The organism is Rhizobium johnstonii 3841 (assembly GCF_000009265.1).
GTDB lineage: Bacteria > Pseudomonadota > Alphaproteobacteria > Rhizobiales > Rhizobiaceae > Rhizobium > Rhizobium acaciae.
Map to the genome: position 1 here is coordinate 373926 of NC_008378.1, position 25281 is coordinate 399206.

The 25281-nt window shown below is 61.4% G+C and carries 22 protein-coding genes; 13 read left to right on the plus strand and 9 right to left on the minus strand.

The features are described 5' to 3' along the window. Positions 1-57: 57 nt before the first annotated feature. On the minus strand, positions 58-3084 hold the full coding sequence (locus RL_RS34670) for an alpha-mannosidase (protein ID WP_011649121.1): 3027 nt from the start codon (positions 3082-3084) through the stop codon (positions 58-60). A gap of 242 nt (positions 3085-3326) precedes the next feature. On the opposite strand from RL_RS34670, the gene RL_RS34675 reads away from it, so the two are divergent. Beyond that, positions 3327-4466, plus strand: coding sequence for an ROK family transcriptional regulator (locus RL_RS34675; protein ID WP_011649122.1), 1140 nt, complete (start codon positions 3327-3329; stop codon positions 4464-4466). A 30-nt stretch (positions 4467-4496) separates the two neighbouring features. Here RL_RS34675 and RL_RS34680 read toward each other — a convergent pair whose 3' ends face one another. Continuing rightward, positions 4497-5543, minus strand: a complete 1047-nt coding sequence (locus RL_RS34680; protein ID WP_011649123.1) for a Gfo/Idh/MocA family protein — start codon at positions 5541-5543, stop codon at positions 4497-4499. A gap of 370 nt (positions 5544-5913) precedes the next feature. On the opposite strand from RL_RS34680, the gene RL_RS34685 reads away from it, so the two are divergent. From RL_RS34685 to RL_RS34710, 6 genes are all read left to right on the plus strand, one after another. After that, positions 5914-7212 carry an ABC transporter substrate-binding protein gene (locus tag RL_RS34685; RefSeq protein ID WP_027664475.1) on the plus strand — a complete coding sequence of 433 codons (1299 nt, stop codon included), beginning with the start codon at positions 5914-5916 and terminating at the stop codon, positions 7210-7212. A 70-nt stretch (positions 7213-7282) separates the two neighbouring features. Further along, positions 7283-8212, plus strand: a complete 930-nt coding sequence (locus RL_RS34690) for a carbohydrate ABC transporter permease (protein ID WP_003550501.1) — start codon at positions 7283-7285, stop codon at positions 8210-8212. Next, complete coding sequence (locus RL_RS34695) at positions 8209-9051, plus strand: carbohydrate ABC transporter permease (protein ID WP_011649125.1); 843 nt, start codon at positions 8209-8211, stop codon at positions 9049-9051. Before RL_RS34690 ends, RL_RS34695 begins: the two co-directional genes overlap by 4 nt. Before the next feature lie 38 nt (positions 9052-9089). Then, on the plus strand, positions 9090-10328 hold the full coding sequence (locus RL_RS34700) for an ROK family transcriptional regulator (RefSeq protein ID WP_028742380.1): 1239 nt from the start codon (positions 9090-9092) through the stop codon (positions 10326-10328). Positions 10329-10393: 65 nt separating this feature from the next. Continuing rightward, positions 10394-11248 (plus strand): sugar phosphate isomerase/epimerase family protein, encoded by an 855-nt coding sequence (locus RL_RS34705; RefSeq protein WP_028742379.1) that lies wholly within the window; start codon positions 10394-10396, stop codon positions 11246-11248. Positions 11249-11270: 22 nt separating this feature from the next. Then, positions 11271-12332 (plus strand): ABC transporter ATP-binding protein, encoded by a 1062-nt coding sequence (locus RL_RS34710; RefSeq protein WP_011649128.1) that lies wholly within the window; start codon positions 11271-11273, stop codon positions 12330-12332. Positions 12333-12503: 171 nt separating this feature from the next. Here the strand turns inward: RL_RS34710 and RL_RS34715 are convergent, their stop codons facing one another. Next, positions 12504-13601, minus strand: coding sequence for an IS630 family transposase (locus tag RL_RS34715; RefSeq protein WP_011649129.1), 1098 nt, complete (start codon positions 13599-13601; stop codon positions 12504-12506). Between the two features lie 45 nt (positions 13602-13646). Further along, positions 13647-14141 carry a ProQ/FINO family protein gene (locus RL_RS34720; protein ID WP_011649130.1) on the minus strand — a complete coding sequence of 165 codons (495 nt, stop codon included), beginning with the start codon at positions 14139-14141 and terminating at the stop codon, positions 13647-13649. Positions 14142-14417: 276 nt separating this feature from the next. On the opposite strand from RL_RS34720, the gene panC reads away from it, so the two are divergent. Then, complete coding sequence (panC, locus tag RL_RS34725) at positions 14418-15329, plus strand: pantoate--beta-alanine ligase (protein WP_011649131.1); 912 nt, start codon at positions 14418-14420, stop codon at positions 15327-15329. Then, positions 15326-16147: a 3-methyl-2-oxobutanoate hydroxymethyltransferase gene (panB, locus tag RL_RS34730; RefSeq protein ID WP_011649132.1), complete on the plus strand. Its 822-nt coding sequence runs from the start codon at positions 15326-15328 to the stop codon at positions 16145-16147. Before panC ends, panB begins: the two co-directional genes overlap by 4 nt. Positions 16148-16168: 21 nt before the next feature. On the opposite strand, the gene RL_RS34735 is transcribed toward panB, so the two are convergent. After that, positions 16169-17083, minus strand: a complete 915-nt coding sequence (locus tag RL_RS34735) for a hydrogen peroxide-inducible genes activator (RefSeq protein WP_011649133.1) — start codon at positions 17081-17083, stop codon at positions 16169-16171. 143 nt (positions 17084-17226) lie between these two features. On the opposite strand from RL_RS34735, the gene katG reads away from it, so the two are divergent. After that, positions 17227-19407, plus strand: a complete 2181-nt coding sequence (katG, locus tag RL_RS34740) for a catalase/peroxidase HPI (RefSeq protein WP_011649134.1) — start codon at positions 17227-17229, stop codon at positions 19405-19407. A 61-nt stretch (positions 19408-19468) separates the two neighbouring features. On the opposite strand, the gene RL_RS34745 is transcribed toward katG, so the two are convergent. From RL_RS34745 to RL_RS34760, 4 genes are all read right to left on the minus strand, one after another. Beyond that, entirely contained in the window at positions 19469-19879 is a 411-nt protein-coding gene (locus RL_RS34745; protein ID WP_011649135.1) for a type II toxin-antitoxin system VapC family toxin, read from the minus strand. After that, positions 19876-20136, minus strand: coding sequence for an AbrB/MazE/SpoVT family DNA-binding domain-containing protein (locus RL_RS34750; RefSeq protein WP_011649136.1), 261 nt, complete (start codon positions 20134-20136; stop codon positions 19876-19878). Before RL_RS34750 ends, RL_RS34745 begins: the two co-directional genes overlap by 4 nt. Before the next feature lie 135 nt (positions 20137-20271). Then, positions 20272-20829, minus strand: coding sequence for a DUF3299 domain-containing protein (locus RL_RS34755; protein WP_028742374.1), 558 nt, complete (start codon positions 20827-20829; stop codon positions 20272-20274). Between the two features lie 107 nt (positions 20830-20936). Further along, entirely contained in the window at positions 20937-21905 is a 969-nt protein-coding gene (locus tag RL_RS34760; RefSeq protein WP_041936998.1) for a zinc-dependent alcohol dehydrogenase family protein, read from the minus strand. 53 nt (positions 21906-21958) lie between these two features. Between RL_RS34760 and RL_RS34765 the strand changes: the two genes are divergently transcribed. From RL_RS34765 to RL_RS34775, 3 genes are read left to right on the plus strand one after another with little or no spacing between them, the layout of a single operon-like run. Beyond that, positions 21959-22375 (plus strand): acyl-CoA thioesterase, encoded by a 417-nt coding sequence (locus RL_RS34765; protein ID WP_011649139.1) that lies wholly within the window; start codon positions 21959-21961, stop codon positions 22373-22375. Positions 22376-22404: 29 nt separating this feature from the next. After that, positions 22405-23934 carry a class I adenylate-forming enzyme family protein gene (locus tag RL_RS34770; RefSeq protein WP_041936999.1) on the plus strand — a complete coding sequence of 510 codons (1530 nt, stop codon included), beginning with the start codon at positions 22405-22407 and terminating at the stop codon, positions 23932-23934. After that, positions 23912-25117, plus strand: coding sequence for a thiolase family protein (locus tag RL_RS34775; RefSeq protein WP_011649141.1), 1206 nt, complete (start codon positions 23912-23914; stop codon positions 25115-25117). Before RL_RS34770 ends, RL_RS34775 begins: the two co-directional genes overlap by 23 nt. The last annotated feature ends 164 nt before the right edge of the window (positions 25118-25281 follow it).

Below are 25281 nucleotides of genomic sequence, written 5' to 3' on the forward strand. Positions count from 1 at the left end.
ATGGTGCGACATGCTGCCGTAGGCCATTTGATTCCCGGCACGTATGGCGGTCAGGCGTCAGCCATTCTGCAGCTTCCAGGTCCGGATCTCGAACGGCATGATGTCGGCAGGTCCCTTCCGTTCCATCGGTTCTTCGAGAATGTTCAGCGGCTGCGATGCTGCCCATCCGGAAGGTAGCCCGAGGGCGAGCCTGCCGCGCCGGCCGGCCGGTTCGTAAAGGCGCAGGATGAGACCATCACCCTCTTCCGCCGGCTTCAGGCCCGAGAACGCGACGGGGATGCCGGTGACCGTAAGCGGCGCGAAAGTGCCGGTGGAGAGGCCGGTGGCTTCGGCCGAGACGAGCGGCTGGTTGAGATCGATCGCCTCGTCGAGAACACCGCCTTCATGCCAGGCGCCTTCATGCGGCATCAGTGCATAGGTGAAGCTCTGCTCCCCTTCGTCGGCCAGCGGATCCGGATAGATCGGCCCGCGCACGAGGCTCATGCCGATCACATTGCCGCGGGCGCTATGGCCGTATTTGGCATTGTTGAGCAGCGCGACCCCGAAGTCCGGCTCGCTGATATCGACGAAGCGATGCGCGACGGCCTCGAACATCGCCTGCTCCCAGGACGTATTCGTGTGCGTTGCCCGCTCGACGATGCCGAAGGCGCATTCGAAGGTCGCCTTGCGGGCCTGCGCGGCGACCGGGTTCAGGGTTCGCAGCAGCGTGCGGCGATCATGCCAGTCGATCGTCGTTTCGATGTCGAGCCGCCTGGCGTTGGCCGTCAGCACATAGGTCTGCGTGACGCTCGAATTCCGGTAGCGGTAAACGACGCGGATCGCCGCGCGGTGCGGCCCGTCTTCAACGAGGGTGATACTCTCAGGCGCATCGAGGCGGACGGCCTTTTCGGCATAATCCGCATCGATGTCCCAAGCGTCCCAGTTGCGCGGCTTGTCGGCCGGATAGACCCAGAGCTGGTTGGCCGAGCCGTCGACTGCTTCCCGGCCCGTTGCCTTGTGAAGAAGGCTCGAAACCGCCCCATCCTTGCCGATGGAGACCGAGAGTTGGTCGTTTTCGAGACGGTCGGGGCCTGCCTTCAACCCGCCTGCCGGCTTGAGCGAACCCTTGTCGAAGACCGCGACGGATAAGGGCGCAACGAAATCCGCGGCCGCAATGACCGTGCCGTCAGAGAGTGTCGCGCTGAGCGGCCTCGGCGCAAGAGACGGATTGACGACGACGAGGGCATCGCCAACTCCGCCCTTCGGCAGCTTGGCCGACAGCGCCTGCAATCCCCCCGCCTGTTCGGCCTTGGCATGTTCGATGACGCCGTCCAGTTCCTGCTCTGCATCCTGATAGACCTCGCGGATGCTCGAACCCGGCAGAATGTCGTGAAACTCGTTCTTCAGCACCACACGCCAATCCGCTTCGAGGCTATTCGGCCTGTCTGCTCCGAGCATATGCGCCAGCGAAGCGATGGTTTCGGCGGTGATCAGCGCACGTTCGGCCTGGCGATGCTTGCGCTTGACGCCGCTTTGCGACGTCAGCGTCGCACGATGCAGTTCGAGATAGATTTCGCCATCCCACACCGGAAGGTTCTTTTCGCCTGCGGTGCGGTGCGCCTGTTCGTAATAGCTTTTGACGGTGCCCCAGCGCGCCTGCGGGATAGCCGGGAAATCGCGCAACTGCACCTCGCGCTCGACCATCTCCGGGGTGACGCCGCCGCCGCCGTCGCCATAACCGACGGCCAGCAGCGACGTATCGTGCTGGGTCTTGCCGCGGAAATTCTTCCACGTCGGCAGGTAGCAATCGGGTTGCACGAAGCCGTTGTAACCCTGCATCGGATTGTCGAACGTATGGGTCAGCACCCGGCTGCCGTCGAGGCCCTTCCACCAGAAGAGATCGGAGGGAATATGGTTGGTCTCGCTCCAGTTGACCTTGATCGTGAAGAAACTGTCGATGCCGCCCTGTCTCAGGATTTGCGGCAGCGCGCCGGAAAAGCCGAAGCAGTCCGGCAGCCAGCAGACCGTATGGCGAGTGCCGAAGGTCTTTTCGAAATAACGCTGGCCATAGAGAACCTGACGGGCGAGGCTTTCGCCGGTCGGCATGTTCGTGTCGGGCTCCACCCACATGCCGCCGACGGTTTCCCACTTTCCGTCCGCGACCTTTTTCTTGATGCGATCGAGAAGCTCCGGGTCTTCTTCTTCCATCTGCGCGTAATAATGGGCGGTTGACTGGTTGAAGCGGAAATCGTCGGAGCGTTCCATCAGCGAGAGCGCCGTATTGAAGGTGCGCCGCATTTTCCGCCGCGTCTCGCGATAAGGCCAAAGCCAGGCGAGATCGATATGCGCATGGCCCGTCAGCAGCAGTTCTCCGTTCGGCGGGAAGCGCTTCTGCAGCTCCTTCAACCGCGCCGTCAGAGCCTCGAAGGCCGTGGCTGCCGAAGCGCTCTGCTCTTCCGTGAGGCCTGCCGGATTAACCTCAAGTTCCGGCAGTTCCCAGATCTTCTGCTGCATGACGGCGCCGGATGTGCGGGAGATATAGGCCGCCGTATCCGACGGCCAGTCGAGGCTGCGCAATGCATGCTCGGCGGCATCCATCAGGTGCGGCACAACTTCATGCTCGCCGAGCGCATCGATTGCCTCGGCAATCTGCTTCAGCAAAAGTTGCAGGCGGTGAGCGGGACCATCGAGCCAGATAAACCGGGCCTTGTTGAGCTTGGGCGCTCGATTGGGCTCCCCGAACGGAAAGCGGGCGACGGTTTCCGTCGCGATCGAGAGGCGGCGGCCCTTTACCGGGAATTCCTGATGATAGGGGTCGAGACCGAATGTTTCTGTCTCGCCATCGGGATAGCTCAGCGTGATCAGGCTCTCGCCGCCGAGATCGAGCTGCAGGCGAATGTCCGCGAGAGGCCATGCCTCCGGCGCTTCAGCGGTCGCGGCAAAATGCACCACTCCCTGGCGGTGCGGCCAATCCTGGTGATGTGCGATCGGCTCGCCCTCGAAAGTCCAGCCGTCGATCGCAGCACTTTGTCGATCCCGCCAATGAGCCAACTCGGCAATGCGAACTTTCAGACGATCGAGGCGCTGGGCAATGGTCAGAGGCATGGCTTATCCTGTTGAAAATCGACGGCTGACAATCTTGTCGTCATGCTTTTGGGGTCGTGGTCATGGTTGTGGGGGAGACGAAGATGGCGCGACCGACATCGCGATTGCCCGGCCCCTCCTCCAAGCGGGCTTGCAGAGTCTTAGATTAAGTAACTTTGATTTGGCGTCAAGCCCGTAAGAATTTCATTGCGGTAGACGCCGGCGTGATACACAAGCGTCATGGAGCTCTAAGGACGGCGACTATGCGGTATCTTCGGTCAGGGCCGCGTCGGCTTCACACTCAGGAGATGGGTGCCCCGCGCGCCAAAACGGTCGGCCTGAGGTCCGGTGAAATCGCCGACCGGAATATTCGCGTCATTCTGGAGGCGATCCGCCGCCATGGCCCGTTGACGCGGATGGAGCTTGGCGGGCATTGCGGCCTGACCGGCCCCGGCATTACCAATATTCTACGCCGATTGGCTGAGGAGAAGCTCGTGACCTCCAACCGCCGCAATGGCGTTGGCGGAGGGGCCACCGCGACCGAGTTTGCCTTGCGCCCGGAAGGTGCTTTCTCGATCGGCGTCAAGCTTCGCCAAAGGCGTGGCGAGGCCGTGCTCATCGATCTGAGTGGTCAGGTCCATGACCGGGTCTATATCGAGCTGGACCCCGCAGACAGGGTCAGCCTGGTACATGCGGCCGTCAGGGATATAGTCGATCGCCACGCCGCCTTGCCGATCATCGGCCTTGGCATCGCCGCCAACGACTGGACAGAGGATCAAAGCGATCAGATCGCCGCGATGTCGACGATTGCGCGTCCCTATGTCGAGAACGAGTGCACGGCGAGCCTTCTCGCCGAACGCACGATCGGCAGCTCCGGCAGGGAAGGCGGACTTGCGATGATCATCATCGACGACGACGTTCAGGCCGGCTTTCTCATTCGCGGTATTCCCTATTCCGGCGTGCATGGCAGGGCAGGCAGCATCGGCGAAATGCTGACCGGCCCGGACAATGTCCAGCTGAACACTGTCGTCGGTTTCGAGTCGCTGCGATCACGGATCGGCGACCAGGCATTCACCCGCCTGCTGCAAGGAGAAGAATTCTCCTCGCCATCACTGTCGCAATGGATACGGGAAGCCGCAGGCCATCTCCTCGACCCGATCATCGCCATGGCCGGTTTTCTCGCGCCGAGCGTCGTCATGATCGGCAGCGATCTGCCGCAGGGCGTGATCGAAGCGCTGATCCATCAGCTTTCCATCGAGCGGCGCGACACCTCGACGAGACCATTGCTGACACCCTGGATTTCGCCGATGAAACCGGCGAGTTTCAGCGGCGGCGGCGTTGCGCTCGGCGCAGCCCTCCTGCCCTTCCTCAACACTTTGCTGCTGCCGCCTGCTTCGGCGTGATGGCCCAAACGCGCTGCGCGCTTGGCCAACTCAGCCGAGCGCTTCATCGGCGTGGCTGAGATCGGAGGCCAGCGCCTTGTCCAGGACTTTCTGGATATTGGCCGCCCGCCGGAACGAGGGTTCCTGGGCCCTGCCCGCCCGCACGGCCTGGACGAAACGCTGGTAGTTCGTCTCGACCGGATCGAAGGGGACGTCGCGCCAGGTCGCCGTGTGCACGTCTTCTCCAAGACAGGCGCGAAGCGTCGATTTTCCGGTGTCGTAGATCATCTCGATCGAGCCGGTTTCGCCATAGACCCTGAGGCGTAGCTGATCCATCTGCCCGGCCGCCGTGCGCGTTGCCTGGATCGTCCCGATCGCCCCGCCGAAGAAATCGACATTCATCGTAAAGCTGTCATTCGCGTCGAGATCATACTCACCGATCTTATGATCAGGCGCCTTGTCGAAGGTCTTCAGCCGGGCGAAGACATGAGCAACGTCGAGCCCGGAACCGTAGGATGCGAAATCGACGATGTGAATTCCGATATCGCCGAGCGCGCCGTTGGATCCGTGCTTCTTGCTCAGCCGCCACAGCCATTTGCTTTCGGTTTTCCAGTCGCCCCAGTGGCGGCCGACCAGCCAGCTTTGCAGGTGGGAGGCCTCGACGTGCCTGATCTCCCCGATTTCGCCGGCGAGCACCATCTGCCGGCCTTTCTGAAGGGCAGGCGAATTGCGATAGGTGAAATTGACCATGCCGACCTTGCCCGATCGCTCGATGGCCTCGGTCATCTCCATGGCCTTGATGGCATCGGTGGCGAGCGGCTTTTCGCAGAAGACGTGCTTGCCGGCGGCAATGGCCTGAAGCGTCGTCGGGGGGTGAATGCGGTCCGGCGTGACGTTTGCCACTGCGTCGAACTCGCCCCAGGCGAGAGCATCCTCGAGGGTGGTGAAGTGGTTGGCGATGCCATGTTCGGTGCAAAAGGCCGCGAGCCTTTCCGGGACGACATCGACGCCGCCCACGACACTGACGCCTTCGATCGCCTTGAAGTTGGCGGCATGCTGGTTGGCCATTCCGCCGGTACCGAGAATGAGTAGACGCATCTTATCCTCCATGGAATTAACTTCCCGCGGCAGTTCAGCCGGGGCAAAACAGCACTGACGCAATCGCAGCCATCCGCGATTGCCTCGTGCTCTTCTTCAGGAAAATTGCGGTGGATGCGCCGCGCATGCCGCGGGACGCTCCATCACTTTCGCGGCGCATGTTCTTTTCCGAAAATCGATCTCGATTTTCCGGAACTGTGCGCTAGCTGCTGTTGATTGTCGCCAGCATCTCAACCTCCCAAGTCTGGCCATCCAAGCTGTGGCTTGACATCAAATCAAAGTAACTTAATCTAATTAATGCAGCACGGAAATGAGGAGAGGTCAACTGACCGCCAGGCTGTATCCGTTCAAAATGGGGAGGAGACCCATCATGAAGAGCGCCACCGTCAGCGCATTTGCGCTGAGCACCATGTTATTTTCAGCATCCGTTTCATTTGCCCAGGAACTTGCCACGAAGGACAGGATCGGCCTTGCCGATGCGCCGAAATCCCTCGTCGTCCGTCTGACGAACGATAGTCCCAACAATTCGGATCCGGCGATCGCCGAGGGCTATCAGAAGCTGTTCGTCGATTTCATCAAGAAGCATCCGGACTGGAAATTGCAGATGCAATTCATGTCCTCGGACATCGGCACCGAACAGGCCAAGATGCTGGAGCAGGCCAAGGCCGGCAACGCGCCTGACTGCGCTGCCGTCGACTCCTTCGTCCTCTCGCAGTTCATGGTCAATAAAGTTCTTGCGGACTTCACGCCGTATTTTTCGAAGGAGGAAGTGGATGACCTGTTCCCCTTCATCCGCAGCGGCATCACGGATAAGGACCAGACGGTCCGCGCCTGGTGGTGGGATACGGACCTTCGTGTGCTCTACCGCAACAAGTCGATCGTTGCGGATGCGCCGCAGACATGGGACGACCTGAAAACGGCCGCGCTCGCCTCCACCAAGGAAGGCATGGAAGGCGTTCTCTTCAACGGCGGGCGCTGGGAAGGGACGACGTTCGACTGGCTCGCGAATTATTGGGCGCTGGGCGGCAAGCTCGTCGACGACTCAGGCAAGCCGGTATTCGGCGAAGGCGAGAACAAGGAGAAATTCCTGAAGGCGCTGAATTATTTCAAGGATCTCGTCGATTCGGGTGCCGCGCCCAAGCGCGTCAGCACGATCGCGAATTACGACGATATGAATGCCGCGGCGGCAGCGGCGACGACGGCGCTCTTCATCGGCGGCAACTGGCAATATGCGCAGCTGAAGGCCACGCTCGACGAGGACGAGTTCAACAACTGGACCTTCTCGCCGATCCCCGGCCCCAGCGCCGATCAGCGTTCGACCGGAACCGGCGGCTGGACGATCGCATCCTTCAGCAAGGACAAGGACAAGATCGAGATGTGCGCCAACCTCGCACGCGAGGTCTATATGGGGCCGGCAAACGCGCTGCAGCAGCAGTTGCCGACCAGGAAGTCGCTGTTCGACAAATATGAGGTCTTCTCCACCGAAGCCAACAAGACCTTCGCCGCGGCTCTGGTCGATGGACAGGCACGCCCGGGTGTGCCGATCTATCCTGAAATCTCCAACCAGATCCAGATCATGATGGGCGACGTGCTCTCGGGGACCAAAAAGCCGGAAGACGCCTTGAATGCCGCCTTCAATGCGGCGCTGGAGGCCTACAAGCGTCTCTAGTGCTTCCGACCGTGACGGCGCCTGCCTGCCAGGCGCCGTCGACATTGCGAAACCCCGCACAGAGAAGCCAATGAGCCCCATTGCCATCGAGGCTGACAGCCCGCCTCAAAGCAGAACGTTCATGCGCCGTTTCGCCGGTGCGCCCCTGCCCTGGATTATGCCCGTGATCGTCGTCATCGGCATCTTCTACCTTTACCCCGTCATCGACGTTTTCAGGCTTTCATTCACCAATGCCACGCTGATCGGCGACAATCAGGATTATACGCTGGGGTCGATCACCAATGCGTTGAGCTCGCCGCAGCTACCCGACATTTTATGGGCGACCCTGATCTTTGTCGGCGGCAGCGTTATCGGTCAGCAGATTTTAGGCCTTGCGGTCGCCGTCGTGGTTATCCGCGGCGAAAAGCGCGGCCTGTTCGGCACCACCATTTTGAGGACGACGGCGCTGGTTGCCTGGGTTGTCCCCGGAATTGCCGGCGGCATCATCTGGCAGATGCTCTTTTCCGAAGCGCCTTATGGTGCGTTGAACAGCATTCTGAGGCTAATGCACATGCCTGTTGTCGCCTGGCTCTCGGATCCTGCTATTGCGCCGTGGTCTACCCTCATCTCCAACATATGGCGCGGCACGGCATTTTCGATGGTCGTCATGTATGCGGCGCTGAAGTCGATCGATCCCTCGCTCTATGAAGCGGCGGAGGTCGACGGCGCGACGGCATCGCAGCAGTTTTTCTTCGTCACGCTTCCGCAGCTGCGCGCGGCAATCCTCGTCAACATGATCCTCATTACGATCCAGACGGTGAATACCTTCGATGCGATCATCACGCTGACGGGCGGCGGTCCGGGGCGTGCGACCGAGGTCATCTCGCTCTACGTCTTCAATATCGTCTTTAGAAACTACGACCTGTCCGGCGGCAGCGTGCTCTCCGTGCTCATGCTGATCATCAGCCTCGGGCTTGCCTTTATCTATGCGTCGTTCCTGCCGAAGGAGGAAGAGCAATGAGCGGACGGACCGGAACGCGGCTCGGCGATGCCATGAGCTATCTGTTCATGCTGGTAATGTTCGTATTCTTCGCCGGCCCCCTCACCTATCTCCTGTCGATGGCGATGCGTGACAAGCGCGAGATCTATCGCGGCGCCGCGCGATATATTCCAAACAATCCCACCATCGACAATTTCATCACCGTTTTGAACAACAGCTATTTTCCGATCTATCTCTGGAACGGCCTCAAGCTTGCCGCCCTGAGCGGACTGGGCGTCCTGATCGTCGCACTGCCCGCGGCATATGCCTTTTCCCGCTTTCAGTTCCGGGGCAAGGGCCTGTCGATGATGGGGCTGCTGCTCTTCCAGATGATCTCGCCGCTTGTCATCATGGTGCCGCTCTACCGCTACATGAACCGCCTCGGCCTGCTGGATACGCATTTTGCCGTCGTCATGGTCTATATCGCACTTGGCGTTCCGCTGGCGACCTGGCTTCTGAAGAGCTCGGTCGACGGCATCCCGCGCAGCCTCGACGAAGCGGCGATGATCGATGGCTGCAATCGATTTTCGGTCTTCTGGCGCATCATTCTGCCACTATCGGCGCCGGGCATCGCCTCCGTCTTCATCATCACGGTGATTGCCGGCTGGTCGCAATTTCTGGTGCCTTTTCTGTTGCTCACGAAAAATGATCTGATGCCGATCGGCGTCGGGATCTTTAACTTCCGCGGCATGCAAACCGACTCGTCCATTCAGCTGCTTGCCGCCGCCTGCCTGATCGCGGTCGTTCCGGCGATCGTCGCCTTCCTGTCGCTCCAGCGGCTGATCCTCGGTGCGATGACCAGCGGCGCGGTCAAGGGATGAGGAGCGGTTCAAGCTATGCGCAAGGAAGGATTTCAAGCATGAACCAGACACTCGGCGCCAGACTGTCCCCGGATCTGACCGGCGCCAATGTCGAAGATGCAGGTGAGCACAATAGGGCCGTCGTCCTGCGCTGCATTCATCGCCAGGCGCCGATTTCGCGCGCTGAAATTGCCAGGCGGACGGGTTTTACCAAACCGGCAATCGCCCGGATCGTCGATCGCCTGCTGGACGAGGGGCTGATCATGGAAGCCCGCCGGCGGCATGGGTTGAGAGGCCAGCCGGCAATCGAACTCGAAATCAATCCGGATGCCTGCTTTGCCATCGGCATCAACATCGATCGCGACCATCTGACGATCCTGGCCGTCGATGCCGTCGGCAATGTCCGCGCCCGCGTGCACCATGAGAAACGCTTCATCCTGCCGGCGGAATTCCTGCAGCTCACGGCCGATGCGATTTCGCATTTCCAACGCAGCCGGCTCATCGACGACGCGCGCCTCGCCGGTATCGGTCTGGCGATGCCGGATTGGCTTGGCGAGATTTCGCTCCTCGGCAAGCCCGAGGCTTATCAGGAATGGACGGCATTCGATGTGCGCGCCGCACTGGAGAACCTGACGCAGCATCCCGTCTTCATCGAAAACGAAGCCAATGCCGCAGCCCTTGCCGAACTCGATTATGGACTGGGTGCTGAAAGCAGCAGCTTCTTCTACATCGCCATCAACCCATGCCCGGGCGGCGGCCTCGTGCTCGACGGCAACGGTCATCGTGGCGCCATGGGCCTCAGCGGCGAAATCGGCTGGCTGCCGATCGCCGACGGCCGGGACGGGACGGCCCATAAGGTCCAGCTTCTCGGCGAGATATTCTCGCTGTTCTTCCTCTATGATTTCCTTGCGCAACACGGCGTCGAGGTGAGTGTTCCCCACGATCTCCTGACGCTGGATGCGCATGGCAGGCGCCTCGTTTCGCAGTGGCTGAAGGAAATGAGCGCGCATCTGGCCGTCGCCGTCAAGCATATTGGCATGGTCGTCGACCCCGACGCCGTCCTCGTCGGCGGCCGATTGCCGATCCGCATCGTCGACGAATTGCTGCGCTATGTGCACGAGCATCTCGATGCCGAGGACACCAACCTTCCCTCGCTTCATCGCGCCTCGCTCGGAGAGGATGCCTCGGCCATGGGGGCGGCGGTTATGCCGATGGCAGCAGCCCTCATGCTCGCATCGGCCGACGCGGCTCAACGCACACGTTCGCCACTCAAGAACATGGATCGCCTGAACAGTTGAAACGGCTGGCAAGGCCCACGGATTTTGGTGAAGAACGGGATTTTGGTGAAGATCGGAGGATTTTGGTGAAGATCGGCTTTTACACTTCGACATTCAACGATCGCCCCCTGGAGGAAGTGGTGGATTTCGCCGCATCGGCCAGGTTCGACGCCATCGAGATCGACGTCGGCGGCCATATCAAGACGCCCGATCGAGTGGAGGCCGCCGTCGCGCTCGCGCGCAGCCGCGACCTCTTCGTGTCGTCGATCACCTATTTCGGCAACCAGCTCGATGCCGACCGGGCAAAACGAACGGCACTTCGGGAAAGGACCACCGAATTTGCCGGCGCGATCGGGCAAGCGGGCGTCCCGATCTTCGTGATCTTCCCGGGCCGGGACGACACCGCAAGCGACGAAGCCAATTATGATGACTTCGCCGATTTCGCCAACGGCCTGATCACTGAGACGGAGCCCTACGGCCTGACGGTTGCAATCGAGAACTGGCCCGGTCCGAAGGACAATTTCATCGGGACGACGCCGAAAGGATGGCAGGAGCTTTTTCAAAGGATCGAGAACCCCCGCTTCGGCCTGGAATTCGATCCCTCGCACCTCATTCGCATCGGCGTCGATCCTTATCGGGCGATGGAGGCGGTGAAGGATCGCATCGCCATCCTTCATGCCAAGGACACGGCAATCGATCGGGAGAGCCTGCAGGCTGTCGGTTATCACGGCAAGGGCTGGTGGCAATACAAGCTGCCGGGGCTCGGCCTCATCGATTGGCCGAGGTTTCTGCGCCAGGCCCGCGGGGCCGGCTTCGACGGCACGCTGTCGATCGAACACGAGGATGGCGCCTATGGCTGGCCGGGCAAGGACTTAGCCGCGCGCAAAGACGGTGAGCGCCTCGGCCTCGATTATTTGAGAAATGTCCTGAGCGGACTTTGACAGCGATTTCGGGAGGACGGTAATGGCCCATGTTTCGGTCAACAATGCGCGCAAGGATTACGGCGCGTTCAAAGCCATCAAAGGCGTGTCGGTCGATATCGGTGACGGCGAGTTCGTCGTTCTGGTCGGTCCCTCGGGCTGCGGCAAATCCACGCTTCTGAGGATGATCGCGGGCCTCGAGGGTATCACCTCAGGGCAGATCCAGATCGGCAAGCATATCGTCAACGAGCTTGCCCCCAAGGACCGGGACATCGCCATGGTGTTCCAGAATTACGCGCTCTACCCGCATATGACCGTTGCCAAGAACATGGGCTTTTCGCTGCGGCTGAAACGGATGCCGAGGACGGAGATCGATCAGCGGGTCGGCAACGCCGCGAAGATCCTCGGTCTCGAAAGTCTCCTGGAGAGATATCCCAAGCAACTGTCGGGCGGCCAGAGACAGCGTGTGGCGATGGGGCGGGCGATCGTGCGCGACCCGGCCGTCTTCCTCTTCGACGAGCCCCTGTCGAACCTCGACGCCAAGCTCAGAGTGCAGATGCGCTCGGAGATCAAGGAACTGCATCAACGGCTGCAGACGACGACCATCTATGTCACTCACGACCAGATCGAAGCCATGACCATGGCCGACAAGATCGTCGTCATGAAGGACGGCCTGATCGAGCAGTCGGGTTCTCCGCTGGAATTGTACGATCGTCCGAACAATCTTTTCGTCGCCGGCTTCATCGGCTCGCCGGCGATGAATTTCATCAGCGGCAGCATGACGGAAGACGGGTTTCGAACCGCCGACGGCCTGCTCCTGCCGAGCGAGCGCCGTCCGGCAGATGCCGCCATCTACGGCATTCGTCCTGAACATATCCGGTTGGACCCGGGCGGCATCGAGGTCACGACGGTGGTCGTCGAGCCCACGGGTTCGGAAACGCTGGTCATCGTCCGGTTGGGGACGCAGACGCTGACCTGCGTCTTCAGGGAACGGATCAGGGCCGCCCCCGGCGAGGTGCTGAGGATCGCGCCAATCCACGATACCATCCACCTGTTTGGAAAGGACGAGCAGCGGATCACATCAGGCGAAGCCCCGTTGAACTGACCCGGCCGATTGCCCCTCCCCTTCGGCCGGCGCCGGCCGGGGGCGCGTTTTCCGCGCCCCCGATGCGGCCAAGCTCATAGAGCGACTCCGTCGCCATTGCCAATGACGGCCGCACGACCAAGACCGCGCAATGACTGCAAGCCGGATATGAGACGCTGATGTCATCATGCTCTAGTCACCTGAATCTGAAGTTCGGTTCATTGTCTTCTGGCAGAAGCGCTTGACCGACGCGAGGATTTGGTCGGCGGATTTGACCCACTTGTACGGGGTGGGGTTCTCGTTGTGGGTTTCGATGAAGGCGTCGATGTCGGCTTCCAGTTCTGCGGTGGAACGGTGTACGCCGCGCTGCAACTGCTTTCGCGTTAGCTCTGCAAACCACCGCTCGACCTGATTGATCCAGGATGCCGACGTTGGCGTGAAGTGAACATGCCAGTGTGGGCGGCGCGCGAGCCAGGCCTTGATTCTCGGCGTCTTGTGGGTCGCATAGTTGTCCATCACCAGATGCACGTCCGGCCCACTGGGCATTTCGGCGTCGATCCGCTTCAGGAAGTCGAGGAATTCAGTGGCCCGGTGACGCTTGTAGCAATGACCGATCACCGCACCAGTGGCAATGTCGAGCGCGGCGAACAGAGAAGTCGTGCCGTTGCGGACATAGGTATGGGTGCGCCGTTCGGCGACGCCCGGTGCCATAGGCAGAACCGGCTGCTCGCGATCCAATGCCTGGATTTGCGATTTCTCATCCACGCATAGCACGATCGCCCGGTCCGGTGGCGACATATAAAGGCCGACGATGTCCTGCACCTTATCGACGAAGAGCGGATCTGAGGAAAGCTTGAATGTCTCGGCACGATGCGGCTGCAGGCCAAATGCGGTCCAGATCCGACGGATGGTGGTATGCGAAAGGCCGCTGTCGGCTGCCATCGAACGGATGGACCAGTGCGTGGCATCCTTGGGAGTGACGTTCAACGTACGCTCGACGACCTGAGCAACCTGGGCATCGGAGACAGTTCGCGGTCGACCGGCACGATATTCATCTGTCAGCCCTTCAATACCATCCTGTACGAACCTGCGGCGCCACTTGCCAACCGTGTGCTCGTGAACACCCAGGCGTTCGGCAACGTCCTTGCTTTGCAAACCCTGCGCGCACAGCAAGACCATCCGGCATCGATCCGACAACGAGCGTGCCGCTTTATGCCGGCGCACCTGAGATTCGAGGAAATTTCTGTCCGCGTCGCTCAGAACGACGAGGTCCGCCTGCCTGCCAACCATCGATCAAACTCCTGCTCTTGTGACAGAAGCCGAACAAAATGAAGCTTACTTTGGTTCCAGGTGACTAGCTGGCGGCGTTCCTTTTTTGCCGAGGAGAGCTGCGCGGATCTGTTCGCTTTTGCTCAACAGGGGAGCGAGGACCGGTGCTGTCTGCTCGGGCGCGTCTGTCTTACCGGTGGTCTGCTTGAGGCTCAGGAAGCGTTTTTGCGCGACCAGCCGGTCTTCGGACGACAGTGGTTCGACAGGTTCACCGTCAAGACTATGGCGCATGGAATCGGGTTGGGCGCTGGCGAAATAGTAGCGCCGGCAGTGGACATAGGCCGCGGTCGCTCGCCTGAGCGTGGTGACGCCGGCATCGGGCTTTAGGAGCGGGCGGAGTTCGTTGAAAAGGCCGACGGCAAACGGAAGGACAGGATCTCCCGCCTTGGCCGGAAGGACGCCGACCGGCCGCATCAACAGCACATTGATCGCGTTTGCCTTCTCCACGTCGAGCTCGGTTGCCGCAATCGGTCCGCGGCTGATCTTCCAGGGCTTGTCCATGCGTCCTCCATGTAACGTCCATAGCGATCGACTGTGATGGTATCTTGACGGACAGGGCGAGTAACGGAAGTCGCACATCGTCGGTTCCACCGCAAGCAGGTGAGACGCGGAACAGGAGCCAAGTGACGAAAATCCGTTCCCCGGGCCTGATATGGTCCGGTGTCATCGGCTGGCGTTTCATCTAATCGTCTTTATCGAGGAATATGCATTGACCTGCCGCATCGATTACACTTCTTATCCGCGCCCAAGATGGAGTGACCGGCCAGGGGAGGATATATGCGGGTTTTCTCGAGCATTGACGAGCTGCGCCACACGCTCGACGCGCTGAGGCGGCAGGGGCGAACCGTCGGCCTCGTTCCGACGATGGGTTATCTCCATGCCGGTCATATGGAGCTCGTCTCGCGCGCTCGCGCCGAGAACGACATCGTCGTCGTCTCGATTTTCGTCAATCCGCTGCAGTTCGGCCCGGCGGAAGATCTCAGCAAATATCCGCGCGATCTGGAACGCGATGCCGCCATGCTGAGGCAAGCCGGCGTCAATTTCCTTTTTTCGCCTGGTGTCGAGGACATGTATTCCCGCCCGATGTTGACCGTCGTCGACGTTCCAGATCTCGGGCGCGAACTCGAAGGGGCGGTACGGCCTGGGCATTTCGCCGGCGTCGCCACTGTCGTCTGCAAGCTTTTCAACATCGTGCAGCCGCAGACCGCCTATTTTGGAGCGAAGGATTACCAGCAGGTCGTCATCATCAAGCGCATGGTGGACGATCTGGCCTTGCCGGTGCGCCTGATATCGGTGCCGACCGTCAGGGATAGCGACGGCCTCGCATTGTCGTCGCGCAACGTCTATCTCAGCGAGGCGGAGCGGCGTGCCGCGGTGATCGTCCCTCAGACCCTTGACGAGGCCGAGCGCCTGGTCGCCGACGGCCTGACCGATCCGGTGGAACTAGAGGCACGGCTCACGGCATTTCTTAGTCGCGAGCCTCTGGCAAAGCCCGAGGTCGTCGCCGTCAGAGATGCCGCAACGCTGCAGCCAGTCACGTCGATCGCAGACCCTGTCGTCGTGGCGCTCTTCGTTCGGGTCGGCTCGACACGGCTTCTCGACAACAGGGTCGTTGGGAGCAACCGGTTTGTCGGGAACAACAGGGTTGCCGGCGGGCAGAGCTTGCCGGGAAAGGGAGTGACCAGATGAGCGCGGCCGGAATTCAGAAGCGCATTACGCCAGCGCGCATCTCAGCCATGAAGGGCGGCAAGCCGATCGTCTGCCTGACCGCCTATACGACGCCGATGGCGCGGCTGCTCGATGAGCATTGCGACCTCCTGCTGGTCGGGGATTCGCTCGGCATGGTGCTCTACGGTATGGAGACCACCATCGGCGTCACGCTCGATATGATGATCGCACACGGCAAGGCGGTGATGCGCGGCGTCGGTAAGGCCTGCGTCGTCGTCGACATGCCGTTCGGCAGTTATCAGGAATCGAAGGAGATTGCCTTCCGCAATGCTGTCCGCATCCTGCAGGAAACCGGCTGCGATGCCGTAAAGCTGGAGGGCGGCGAGGAGATGGCCGAGACCATCGCCTTTCTGACGAAGCGGGGGATTCCGGTTATGGGCCATATCGGCCTGATGCCGCAGCAGGTCCAAACCGCAGGCGGTTATCGATCTGTCGGCCATTCCGAACACGAGACGTCGAAGATCCGCCGCGATGCCCACGCCGTTGGCGGCTCGGGCGCCTTTGCCGTCGTCATCGAGGGCACGGTGGAGCCGCTCGCCCGGGAGGTGACGTCCGCCGTGCACGTCCCGACCATCGGCATCGGCGCTTCTTCCGCCTGCGACGGTCAGGTTCTGGTTTCCGACGACATTCTGGGCCTCTTCAACGATTTCACCCCGCGCTTCGTGAAGCGCTACGACGAACTCGGCAAGAGGATTTCAGCCGCCGCTGCCGCTTATGCCGACGAGGTCCGATCGCGACAGTTTCCGGCAGCGGAGCATACGTTCAAACGGCGATCTTGAGGCGAGGCCATATCAGATCCATCACCGGGCGGCATACTGTTCGCGCATGCTGTCGGCCGACCGGCGAACCGCCTCGGAAACCTGCTGGAGCTGTTTGGCCATCGGTGTCGAATTGCGCCAGATCATGCCGATCGTTCGCGACGGCTGCGGAGACTGAAAACGGGAGATCGAGACGTGCGCCGAGCGCGTTTCGAGGGGAACGGCCATCTCGGGAATCAAGGTGATGCCGATACCGGCACTGACCATCTGGACCAGGGTGGAGAGAGAGCTGCCTTCCATGACTTCCCGGGGACGGGCCTGCCCGATCTTGCAGAACGACAAGGCCTGATCGCGAAAGCAGTGGCCTTCCTCGAGCAGCAACAACCGCATTTCGCGCAACGCCTCGCGTTCGGGCACCGGCTTACCCTCGTCTTCGGGCCGCCGAACCAGCACGAACTCTTCCTTGAAGAGCTCGAGTTCTGCGAGGGATGGTTCCGACACGGGCAAGGCAACGATTGCCGTATCCAGCTGGCCCTGCGCCAGCTCGTGAACCAGCTTCGACGTCTGCGTTTCGCGCACTTCGATCTGAATGCCTGCAAAGCTCCTGTTCAGATCGTTGATGATTGCCGGCAACAGATAGGGCGCAATCGTCGGGATGATGCCGATGCGCAGCCGCGTCAGGAAAGGATCGCGCGCGGCGCGCGCCAGGTCCGCCAGTTCGTCCACGCCACGCAGGATATCGCGGATCCTGAGAGCGACGGTCTGACCGAAAGCGGTCAGCTTCACCTCACGCGCGTTGCGCTCGAAAAGCTCACCGCCCAACTCTTGCTCAAGTTCTTTGATCTGCATTGACAATGCCGGCTGGGAGATCGCACAGGCGTCGGCCGCGCGTCGGAAGCGTCCATCTCTTGCCAGCGCTTCAAAATAACGCAGCTGTTTCAGCGTAAGGTTCTTCATAATCTCAGCTTATCGCAGCGATCAGTAAATCCAACTTAAATTTATGAAGCGCTTCCGATATGAAGACTGCAGGGAGAGAGTGGGGCGCCAGCTCGGCTCATCTTTTTGGACCGCAGACAGATCAAGCAATCAAGGAGACGATCATGGACAACCCCACTGACAGCGCAGGCAAATGTCCTGTCGCACACGGCAATACGCCTCGCAGCAGATCCAATCGCGACTGGTGGCCGGATCAACTGAACGTGCAGATTCTTCACCAGAATTCCGGCCGCGCCGACCCGCTCGGCCAAGCCTTCGACTATGCCGAGGAGTTCAAGAAGCTCGATCTCGACGGCCTGAAGAAGGATCTTCACGCCTTGATGACGGATTCGCAGGATTGGTGGCCGGCCGATTTCGGTCACTATGGCGGCCTGTTCATCCGCATGGCCTGGCACAGCGCCGGCACTTACCGCATCACCGATGGCCGCGGCGGCGCCGGGGCCGGCCAGCAGCGTTTTGCGCCGCTCAACAGCTGGCCTGACAACGTGAACCTCGACAAGGCCCGCCGCCTGCTGTGGCCTATCAAGCAGAAATACGGCAACCGTATCTCCTGGGCTGACCTGTTGATCCTCACCGGCAACGTCGCGCTCGAATCCATGGGTTTCAAGACCTTCGGTTTCGCCGGCGGCCGCGCCGACGTCTGGGAGCCGGAAGAACTCTACTGGGGTCCTGAGGGAACCTGGCTGGGTGACGAACGCTACAGTGGCGAACGCGGACTGGCAGAGCCGCTTGGCGCCGTGCAGATGGGCCTTATCTATGTCAACCCGGAAGGCCCGAACGGCACTCCGGATCCGCTGGCATCCGCCCGCGACATCCGTGAAACCTTCGCCCGTATGGCGATGAACGACGAAGAAACCGTGGCGCTGATCGCCGGCGGGCATACCTTCGGCAAGACCCATGGCGCTGGCGATCCGTCGTTTGTCGGTGTCGACCCGGAAGGCGGCGAGCTCGAAGCTCAGGGCCTGGGCTGGACCAGCAAGTTCAACACCGGCGTCGGTCGCGATGCCATCGGCAGCGGCCTCGAAGTGACCTGGACCCAGACGCCGACCCAGTGGAGCAACTACTTCTTCGAAAACCTGTTCGCTTTCGAATGGGAACTGACCAAGAGCCCGGGCGGTGCGCATCAGTGGCAGGCCAAGAACGCCGATGCCTCCATTCCGGATGCCTACGACGCCTCGAAGAGGCACCTGCCGACCATGCTGACCAGCGACCTCGCGCTGCGTTTCGATCCGGTCTACGAGAAGATCTCGCGCCGCTTCCTCGAAAATCCCGACCAGTTCGCCGACGCTTTCGCCCGCGCCTGGTTCAAGCTGACCCACCGCGACATGGGACCGAAGGTGCGCTACCTCGGCCCGGAAGTTCCGGCCGAAGACCTGATCTGGCAGGACGTGATCCCGGCCGTCGACCACCCGCTTGTCGACGACAAGGACATTGCCGACCTGAAGGAAAAGGTTCTCGCCACCGGCCTCACGGTGCAGGAACTGGTCTCGACCGCCTGGGCGTCCGCCTCGACCTTCCGCGGCTCCGACAAGCGCGGCGGTGCCAATGGCGCGCGTATCCGCCTTGCCCCGCAGAAGGACTGGGAAGTCAACCAGCCGGCGCAGCTCGCCAAGGTCCTCGGCGTTCTCGAAGGCATCCAGAAAAACTTCAACGCCGCCCAGACCGGGGCGAAGAAGATCTCGCTCGCCGACCTGATCGTTCTGGGTGGTGCAGCCGGTGTGGAAAAGGCGGCAGCGGCCGGCGGTCATGCCGTCAGCGTGCCGTTCACGCCGGGTCGCATGGACGCTTCCGAGGCACAGACCGACGCGCATTCCTTCGCGGCGCTGAAGCCCCGCGCCGACGGTTTCCGCAACTATATCGGTGGCCGGCAGTTCATGAAGCCGGAAGAAGCGCTCGTCGACCGCGCCCAGCTGTTGACGCTGACCGGACCTGAAATGACCGTTCTCGTCGGCGGCCTGCGTGTGCTGAAGGCCGGCGCCCCCGAGCATGGCGTCTTCACGTCCCGTCCGGAAACGCTGACGAACGACTTCTTCGTCAACCTGCTCGACATGGGCACGCAGTGGTCGCCCGCTGCCGGCAGGGACGGCGTTTACGAAGGGCGTGATCGCAAGACCAACGACGTCAAGTGGACCGGCACCCGCGTCGACCTGATCTTCGGCTCGCACTCGCAGCTGCGCGCCTTTGCCGAAGTCTACGGCCAGGCCGATACCAAGGAGAAGTTCGTGAGGGATTTCGTCGCGGCCTGGACCAAGGTCATGAACGCCGATCGTTTCGATCTCGTCTGATCGACAGCATTTTGCCCGGGCGCAGTTTCGGCTGCGCCCGGGCATTCATCGGAGACCGGACCTACCGCCCGACCGTCCAGTCCTCGACACGCAGACCATCGACGCGGCCGAATTCTCCGACATTGTTGGTGACGAGAACCAGATCCCGGGTCCTGGCCTGAGCGGCGATCAGAACATCATAGGGGCCGATCGGCGTTCCCTTTGCCGCCAATGCGGCACGGATCTCCCCAGCGGCCAACGCATCCTCCTGCTCGAAACCGACGACTGAGAAATCCGCCACGAACAGCCGCAGGGTTTCGAGATTGTAGGAGATTTTCGTGCTTTTATAGGCGCCATAATAAAGCTCGTGCATCACCACGGTCGACAGCCCGATCGATCCCTCGTCGCTATCGATCACGCGCTTCAGCAGTGTTTCGGATTTCCTGCCGATCAGGGCGATCACCGCATTGGTGTCGATAAGATGCGTGATCACTTGAACAGGTTCTGAAGATCAGGCCTCTCCTGCGCCTCCGGCTGCTCTCGCCCTTCCGCCATGAAATCGTCGCTGAGGCCGCGCTCCAAGGCGCTATGCAACGATGCCCACCGCATACCGCGATCGGCCCGTGGCCGAAGGATCACAGCATCGCCTTCCCGCGTCACCTCCACCTGGTCGACGTCGAAGCGGAACTCTTTCGGCAGCCGGACGGCTTGCGAATTGCCGGATTGGAAAACGCGAGCGTATTGCGGCATGGGTGCTCTCCGAGGCTCGTATATATGTTGTTGTATATACGCGATTGGCGGTATTCATGCAAGAAGCCGTCCCTGCGCCTTCTACTGGAGCATGATGCCGAAAAGTGTAAGCGGCTTTTCGGACGACATCCTGTTCTAGCGAGGCAAAATGCCGAAAGGCGAAAGTGACAGCAGATCGGGATCGGTCGTCGCCGTTACTGTCGCTACCTGGGCATGGCTTATGCTGTAGCCGTAGGTGAGGACGCGGTCACCGTCGATCATGAAGAATTGCGCCTGATCCAGGCCGGGCCGCAGGGTACCCGTCACGGTGACGGTCTCGTACATTCTTGCCAGGTGCAAAGGCTCTTCCGGAACGACACGAACCAGTTGGTTGGGCGGAGGGGAAGGCATGTGGCTGCAGGCTCCGGCCCACGGCACCAGCATGAATTCGTAGACAAGATCGCCATCCTGGTCGATCGGCAGAACGAAGCCCGTCAATTCGATCGGATGCCCCTCGCCATGCCAGGCGAGTGTTTCGCCCTGTGGGCCGCTCACCGCCTTGCCCGACAGCGGCACTGTCGCTTTGGCCTGATCGGCCGGCCGTAAAGCGCTCCAGAAGATAGGCTGCGCGGCAGCCAAGGCGTTAGAAATTGGCCATGCGGAACAAAATGCCAGCGCCGCAAACGTCAGGAGGAAAGGTTTGTGTTTCATCATTGCATCTCCATCGGGCCGGCCGCTTTGACCACCTTGCCGCTGCCGCATGGATGCTACTCCCGATCCCGATTAGCCGTCAAAGCTACCTCGCGGCCCACGGATGTTCGTCAGGCCAGCAGAACTTTGCCGCCCGCTCGGAAGGGAAGAGCGGAGTGCAGGGCTTGCCGGACATTTTCCAAGGGGAATACCTCCCGCACCTCGGTCGCGATAACCTTCGAAACGATCTGCGCCGCGATCTCGGAATAGGCCTGTTGGACATCTCCCATGGCTTGCGAATGAACCCATTCCCGCAGGTGACAATAGGAAAAGGCAATATCGGGATGGGAGGCCCAGAAGGAAGCCGGAATGCTTTGGCCCGAAAGCAGGCCGTAATGCACGAAATGCCCGCCGGGCTTCAGCGCATCGGCGAGGGTCGCGGCGCGCGCACCTCCGACGCAATCAAGCACCGCGTCGACCCCATGCCGGCCGGCGAGCCCGGCAACCAGATCGCTTTCCTCCCTATCGATGATGATAGCCTCGACCCGGCCGCGCAGGCGCTCAAGCGATCCTTCGCTGCGGACGATGGCGACCGGCTCCACGCCTGCGGCATTGGCGAGACCGATCAATATCGCTCCGATCGAAGAGGCGGCGGCATTGATGGCGATACGCATGCCCGGCCTCAGTCCGATCTTGGCATGCAGCATCAACCAGGCCGTCATCGGATTGACGTAGCTCGTCGCAGCTTCGAAGTCGGTGAGCGCGTCTGGAACACGAAGGCACCAGCCGGGATCGGTATCCTTGAATTCCTGCCAGCCACCGGCGCTGCGCACCGGCAGCACGCGTGTTCCCGGGGAAAGCCCATGAACCTCCTCGCCGCACTGTTCGACCACGCCGAACGCTTCGAAGCCGGGAATGAAGGGCAACGTCGTGCGTCCGCTATAGGCTCCTGATATGGTGATGATATCGGACGGGTTGATCGCCCGCGCCAGCAGGCGCACCCTCACCTGGTCGCGCCGCAGCGGCGGCAGCGCCGCCCGCTCGAGCTCGACAACCTCCTGGGCCGGGCCGAATTTTCGCACGACCGCCTGATATTGCATTGCATCCCCCACACACTGCGGTTAGATCACCCCGTCGAATTTTCGGTGATCGAATGAGCGTTGATGACAGGCCTTTAGCATCGTTCCGGGTCTCGATGCGAGACATTGACATCTATGGTCATGTCCACAATTCCCGTTATCTCGACTATTGCGAGGATGCGGTCGTCGAGTTCCTGCGGCAACGGCAAATTCTCAGCCATTTCCGTCACACCTCCTCCGGCGTCGCCTATCACGTGAAAAAGGCGGAGATCACCTTTCACAGCCCGATCGACCTCGACGATGTCGTCGAGGCGAAGGTGGACGTGGAGAAAATCGGGCGCACGAGCCTGTCCTTTGCCATAGAACTCTTTCGCCAGCGCGATGGCGCCCATTGCGCATCGGCGCATTTCGTCTGGGTCTGCGTCGGCCTCTCCGACAGCCGCCCGACGCCGATCCCCGAAGCGACCAGAGCCGCTCTGTCTCCAGGCTGACGGCCGATCATTCAAACCAGCGGGTGTCCATGCCGATCCATGCGCAGCTTCTTCGACATGCAACGGAGACACCGGACAAGCCGGCGCTGGTGATCAACGGGCATTCGCTCAGCTATGGCGAGCTCTATGTGCGCGCCAAGGCAATCTATCGGTTTCTCCAAGATCTCCCTCGCTCGAACCGCCGCACGCTCGATCTGCCCGGTGTGGAGACGCTTGCCGCTCTCAGCCTTAGCAACCATATCGGCTTTGCCGAGTATTTTGCGGCGGCCACCGCTTTCCCGAATGCCTGCGCGGTCATCGACCCGATAATGCCGGCGGAAAGGATCGAACGCATCATCGAGCGGCTGACGCCTGACGTTCTGATCGTCGACGACGATGCCGGGCCGAGCGCCGAAATTGCCCGTAGATTCGGCATTCCCGTCGTCACCGCCGGAGCGGAGGCTTTCGACCTCGCTGCAGCGGGCGGTGAAGCAGAGCTGCCGGCCGATGCCGACAAGATTTTTCTGATCGGCTTCACGTCAGGGACCACCGCCGAGCCGAAGGCCTATTATCGCTCGCGCGAGCAGTGGCGCTGGAGCCTCGATCGCGGACGCGTCGTTTTCGAGCTCGAAGACGCGCCGTCGACAATGTGCCCGGGAGCCCTCGCGCACGGCCTGGCGCTCTATGCATTGGTCGAAGCTCTTGATGCGGGGGCAACCTTCCATTCAGTCCGGAAATGGGATCCGGGCGTGGTCGCACGCACGCTCTGCTCCTGGCAAGTCGAACGGCTGGTTGCCGTGCCCACCCATATAGCCGGAATTGCAAGGGCGTGGGCGGGCGAACCCGCTTTGACCTTCTTGCGCGACGTCCTAACCGCCGGCGCAAAGCTTGACAGGAACGGGGTCGAATCCATGCGTCGCCTGTTTCCGAAGGCCCGTATCCGGGAATATTACGGCGCATCCGAGATTGGTTTCATGACCGTCTCGACCCTTGCGGGCGGCGAGATCGATTTTCCGATCGACCGGGTCGGACAAGCCTATCCCGGTGTCGAAATCTCCATTCGCGATCCAGACGAGAATAATGTCGGGACCGATGTGCCAGGCACCATTTTCGTCAGGAGCGACCTGATCGCGGATGGATATCTCTGGGGCGACGACGGTCAGGCCTTCCGGGTCACAGAAGCCGGAGCGACGGTCGGAGATCTCGGCGAACTCGATGCCAATGGCATGCTGCGGGTGATCGGCAGGGCGGGCGGCATGATGATATCAGGCGGCAACAACGTTTATCCCGCCGAAGTCGAGAGTGCGCTCAAGGCCTGCCCGGGGGTAGAGGATGCTGTTGTCTTCGCGCTGCCGGACGCCTATTTCGGCCAACGGATCGTCGCTGTCGTCTCGGGAGAGACGGTGGGCCCGAAAATCCTGGCTGATCATTGCGCGCAGATGCTCGGGAAGTACAAGATCCCCAAGCAATTCTACCATATAAGGTCCTGGCCGATGACGAGCAGCGGCAAGATTTCGAGGGGGCAAGTGGAGCGGGCCGTGGTTTCTGGAGACGATCTTGTCCTACGCCTTTCAGCCTGACGAGGATTGGCAGCCAGTCGTGGTTGCCGCCTACCGGTCGCCGATCGGCCGGGCTTTCGGATCGCTTGCGACTGTCGCGGCGGAAGACCTGCTTGCGCCGATCATTCATCGGATCCTTTCCGAAACGGGAATTGCGCCCGAAAGCATCGACGACGTTCTGGTGGGCAACGCCGCAGGCGGCGGCGGAAACATCGCGCGGCTGGCAGCGCTGACCGCAGGTCTGCCCGTGGCGGTTCCCGGTGTTTCGATCGATCGGCAATGCGGCTCGGGCCTGGAAGCGATCATCATGGCAGCCCGGCAGATCCAGGCGAAAGCCGGTTCGTGCTTTCTGGCCGGTGGCGTGGAGAGCGTCAGCACCGCGCCATGGCGCGTCGAAAGACCAAAGGCGAATGGGATGCCGCCGCGATTTTACGGGCGCGCCCGGTTTTCGCCTGACACGATCGGCGACCCGGAAATGGGGATTGCCGCCGAAAACGTCGCCCGTCAGTTCGGCATATCGCGGCAGAGACAGGATGAATTCGCCCTGCGCAGCCACCGGCTCGCAGTAGCGGCGGCCGAGGCAGGCATCTTTCGCCCCGAGATCGTCGACATTTCCACCGGCCACGGTCTGATCGAACGGGACGAGTGCCCGCGCCCGTCCACATCTCTCGAGGCGCTCGCAAACCTCCGGCCGGTCTTCCTGGCCGATGGTTCGGTGACAGCCGGCAATGCCTGCCCGCTGAACGACGGCGCCTGTCTGGTGCTGGTCATGAGCCGCGCAATGGCGAGAAGCATGGGCATCGAAAAGGGCCTTGCCTTCATCGACAGTGCCGCTGCCGGTGTGGATCCCAATCTGCTCGGCATCGGCCCGGTCGCCTCGACCAGAAAGCTATTGCAGCGTCAGCCCGGGCTCTCACTTTCCGACGTCAATGCCATCGAATTCAACGAGGCCTTCGTGGCCCAGGTTCTGGCATCGCTGGACCAGCTCGCTATCCCTGCCGACGCGATCAACAAGGACGGCGGAGCCATTGCGCTCGGCCATCCGTTCGGGGCGTCCGGCGCAATCCTCGTTACCAGGCTATACAGCCGGCTGATCCGCAACACCGGGGAAGGCTGGGCGCCCGGCGCGACTGCCTTGGCCATGATCGGCATCGGCGGAGGCATCGGACTGACCGCCATGTTCGAGGCTACCCAGCTTTCTTGACCTGCCGAAGGCGCAGAACCGTCAGGCGGCGGCGCGTTTGTGATCCGCCGGATGTTGAAGCCGGAAGCCGATCGAGAGCGACTCCCGCCATGCGTTTGGAAGCAGCAACCGGTCATCCGTTTCGCCGAGCCTTAGCGCGTCCTCATCCTCAGGCCGATGCCTGT

Bases quoted from the DNA above. Each gene is read 5' to 3' on its own strand.
- RL_RS34670 (WP_011649121.1), bottom strand. From the start codon at position 3,084: ATGCCTCTGACCATTGCCCAGCGCCTCGATCGTCTGAAAGTTCGCATT.
- RL_RS34675 (WP_011649122.1), top strand. From the start codon at position 3,327: ATGCGGTATCTTCGGTCAGGGCCGCGTCGGCTTCACACTCAGGAGATG.
- RL_RS34680 (WP_011649123.1), bottom strand. From the start codon at position 5,543: ATGCGTCTACTCATTCTCGGTACCGGCGGAATGGCCAACCAGCATGCC.
- RL_RS34685 (WP_027664475.1), top strand. From the start codon at position 5,914: ATGAAGAGCGCCACCGTCAGCGCATTTGCGCTGAGCACCATGTTATTT.
- RL_RS34690 (WP_003550501.1), top strand. From the start codon at position 7,283: ATGAGCCCCATTGCCATCGAGGCTGACAGCCCGCCTCAAAGCAGAACG.
- RL_RS34695 (WP_011649125.1), top strand. From the start codon at position 8,209: ATGAGCGGACGGACCGGAACGCGGCTCGGCGATGCCATGAGCTATCTG.
- RL_RS34700 (WP_028742380.1), top strand. From the start codon at position 9,090: ATGAACCAGACACTCGGCGCCAGACTGTCCCCGGATCTGACCGGCGCC.
- RL_RS34710 (WP_011649128.1), top strand. From the start codon at position 11,271: ATGGCCCATGTTTCGGTCAACAATGCGCGCAAGGATTACGGCGCGTTC.
- RL_RS34715 (WP_011649129.1), bottom strand. From the start codon at position 13,601: ATGGTTGGCAGGCAGGCGGACCTCGTCGTTCTGAGCGACGCGGACAGA.
- RL_RS34720 (WP_011649130.1), bottom strand. From the start codon at position 14,141: ATGGACAAGCCCTGGAAGATCAGCCGCGGACCGATTGCGGCAACCGAG.
- panC (WP_011649131.1), top strand. From the start codon at position 14,418: ATGCGGGTTTTCTCGAGCATTGACGAGCTGCGCCACACGCTCGACGCG.
- panB (WP_011649132.1), top strand. From the start codon at position 15,326: ATGAGCGCGGCCGGAATTCAGAAGCGCATTACGCCAGCGCGCATCTCA.
- RL_RS34735 (WP_011649133.1), bottom strand. From the start codon at position 17,083: ATGAAGAACCTTACGCTGAAACAGCTGCGTTATTTTGAAGCGCTGGCA.
- katG (WP_011649134.1), top strand. From the start codon at position 17,227: ATGGACAACCCCACTGACAGCGCAGGCAAATGTCCTGTCGCACACGGC.
- RL_RS34750 (WP_011649136.1), bottom strand. From the start codon at position 20,136: ATGCCGCAATACGCTCGCGTTTTCCAATCCGGCAATTCGCAAGCCGTC.
- RL_RS34755 (WP_028742374.1), bottom strand. From the start codon at position 20,829: ATGATGAAACACAAACCTTTCCTCCTGACGTTTGCGGCGCTGGCATTT.
- RL_RS34760 (WP_041936998.1), bottom strand. From the start codon at position 21,905: ATGCAATATCAGGCGGTCGTGCGAAAATTCGGCCCGGCCCAGGAGGTT.
- RL_RS34765 (WP_011649139.1), top strand. From the start codon at position 21,959: ATGAGCGTTGATGACAGGCCTTTAGCATCGTTCCGGGTCTCGATGCGA.
- RL_RS34770 (WP_041936999.1), top strand. From the start codon at position 22,405: ATGCCGATCCATGCGCAGCTTCTTCGACATGCAACGGAGACACCGGAC.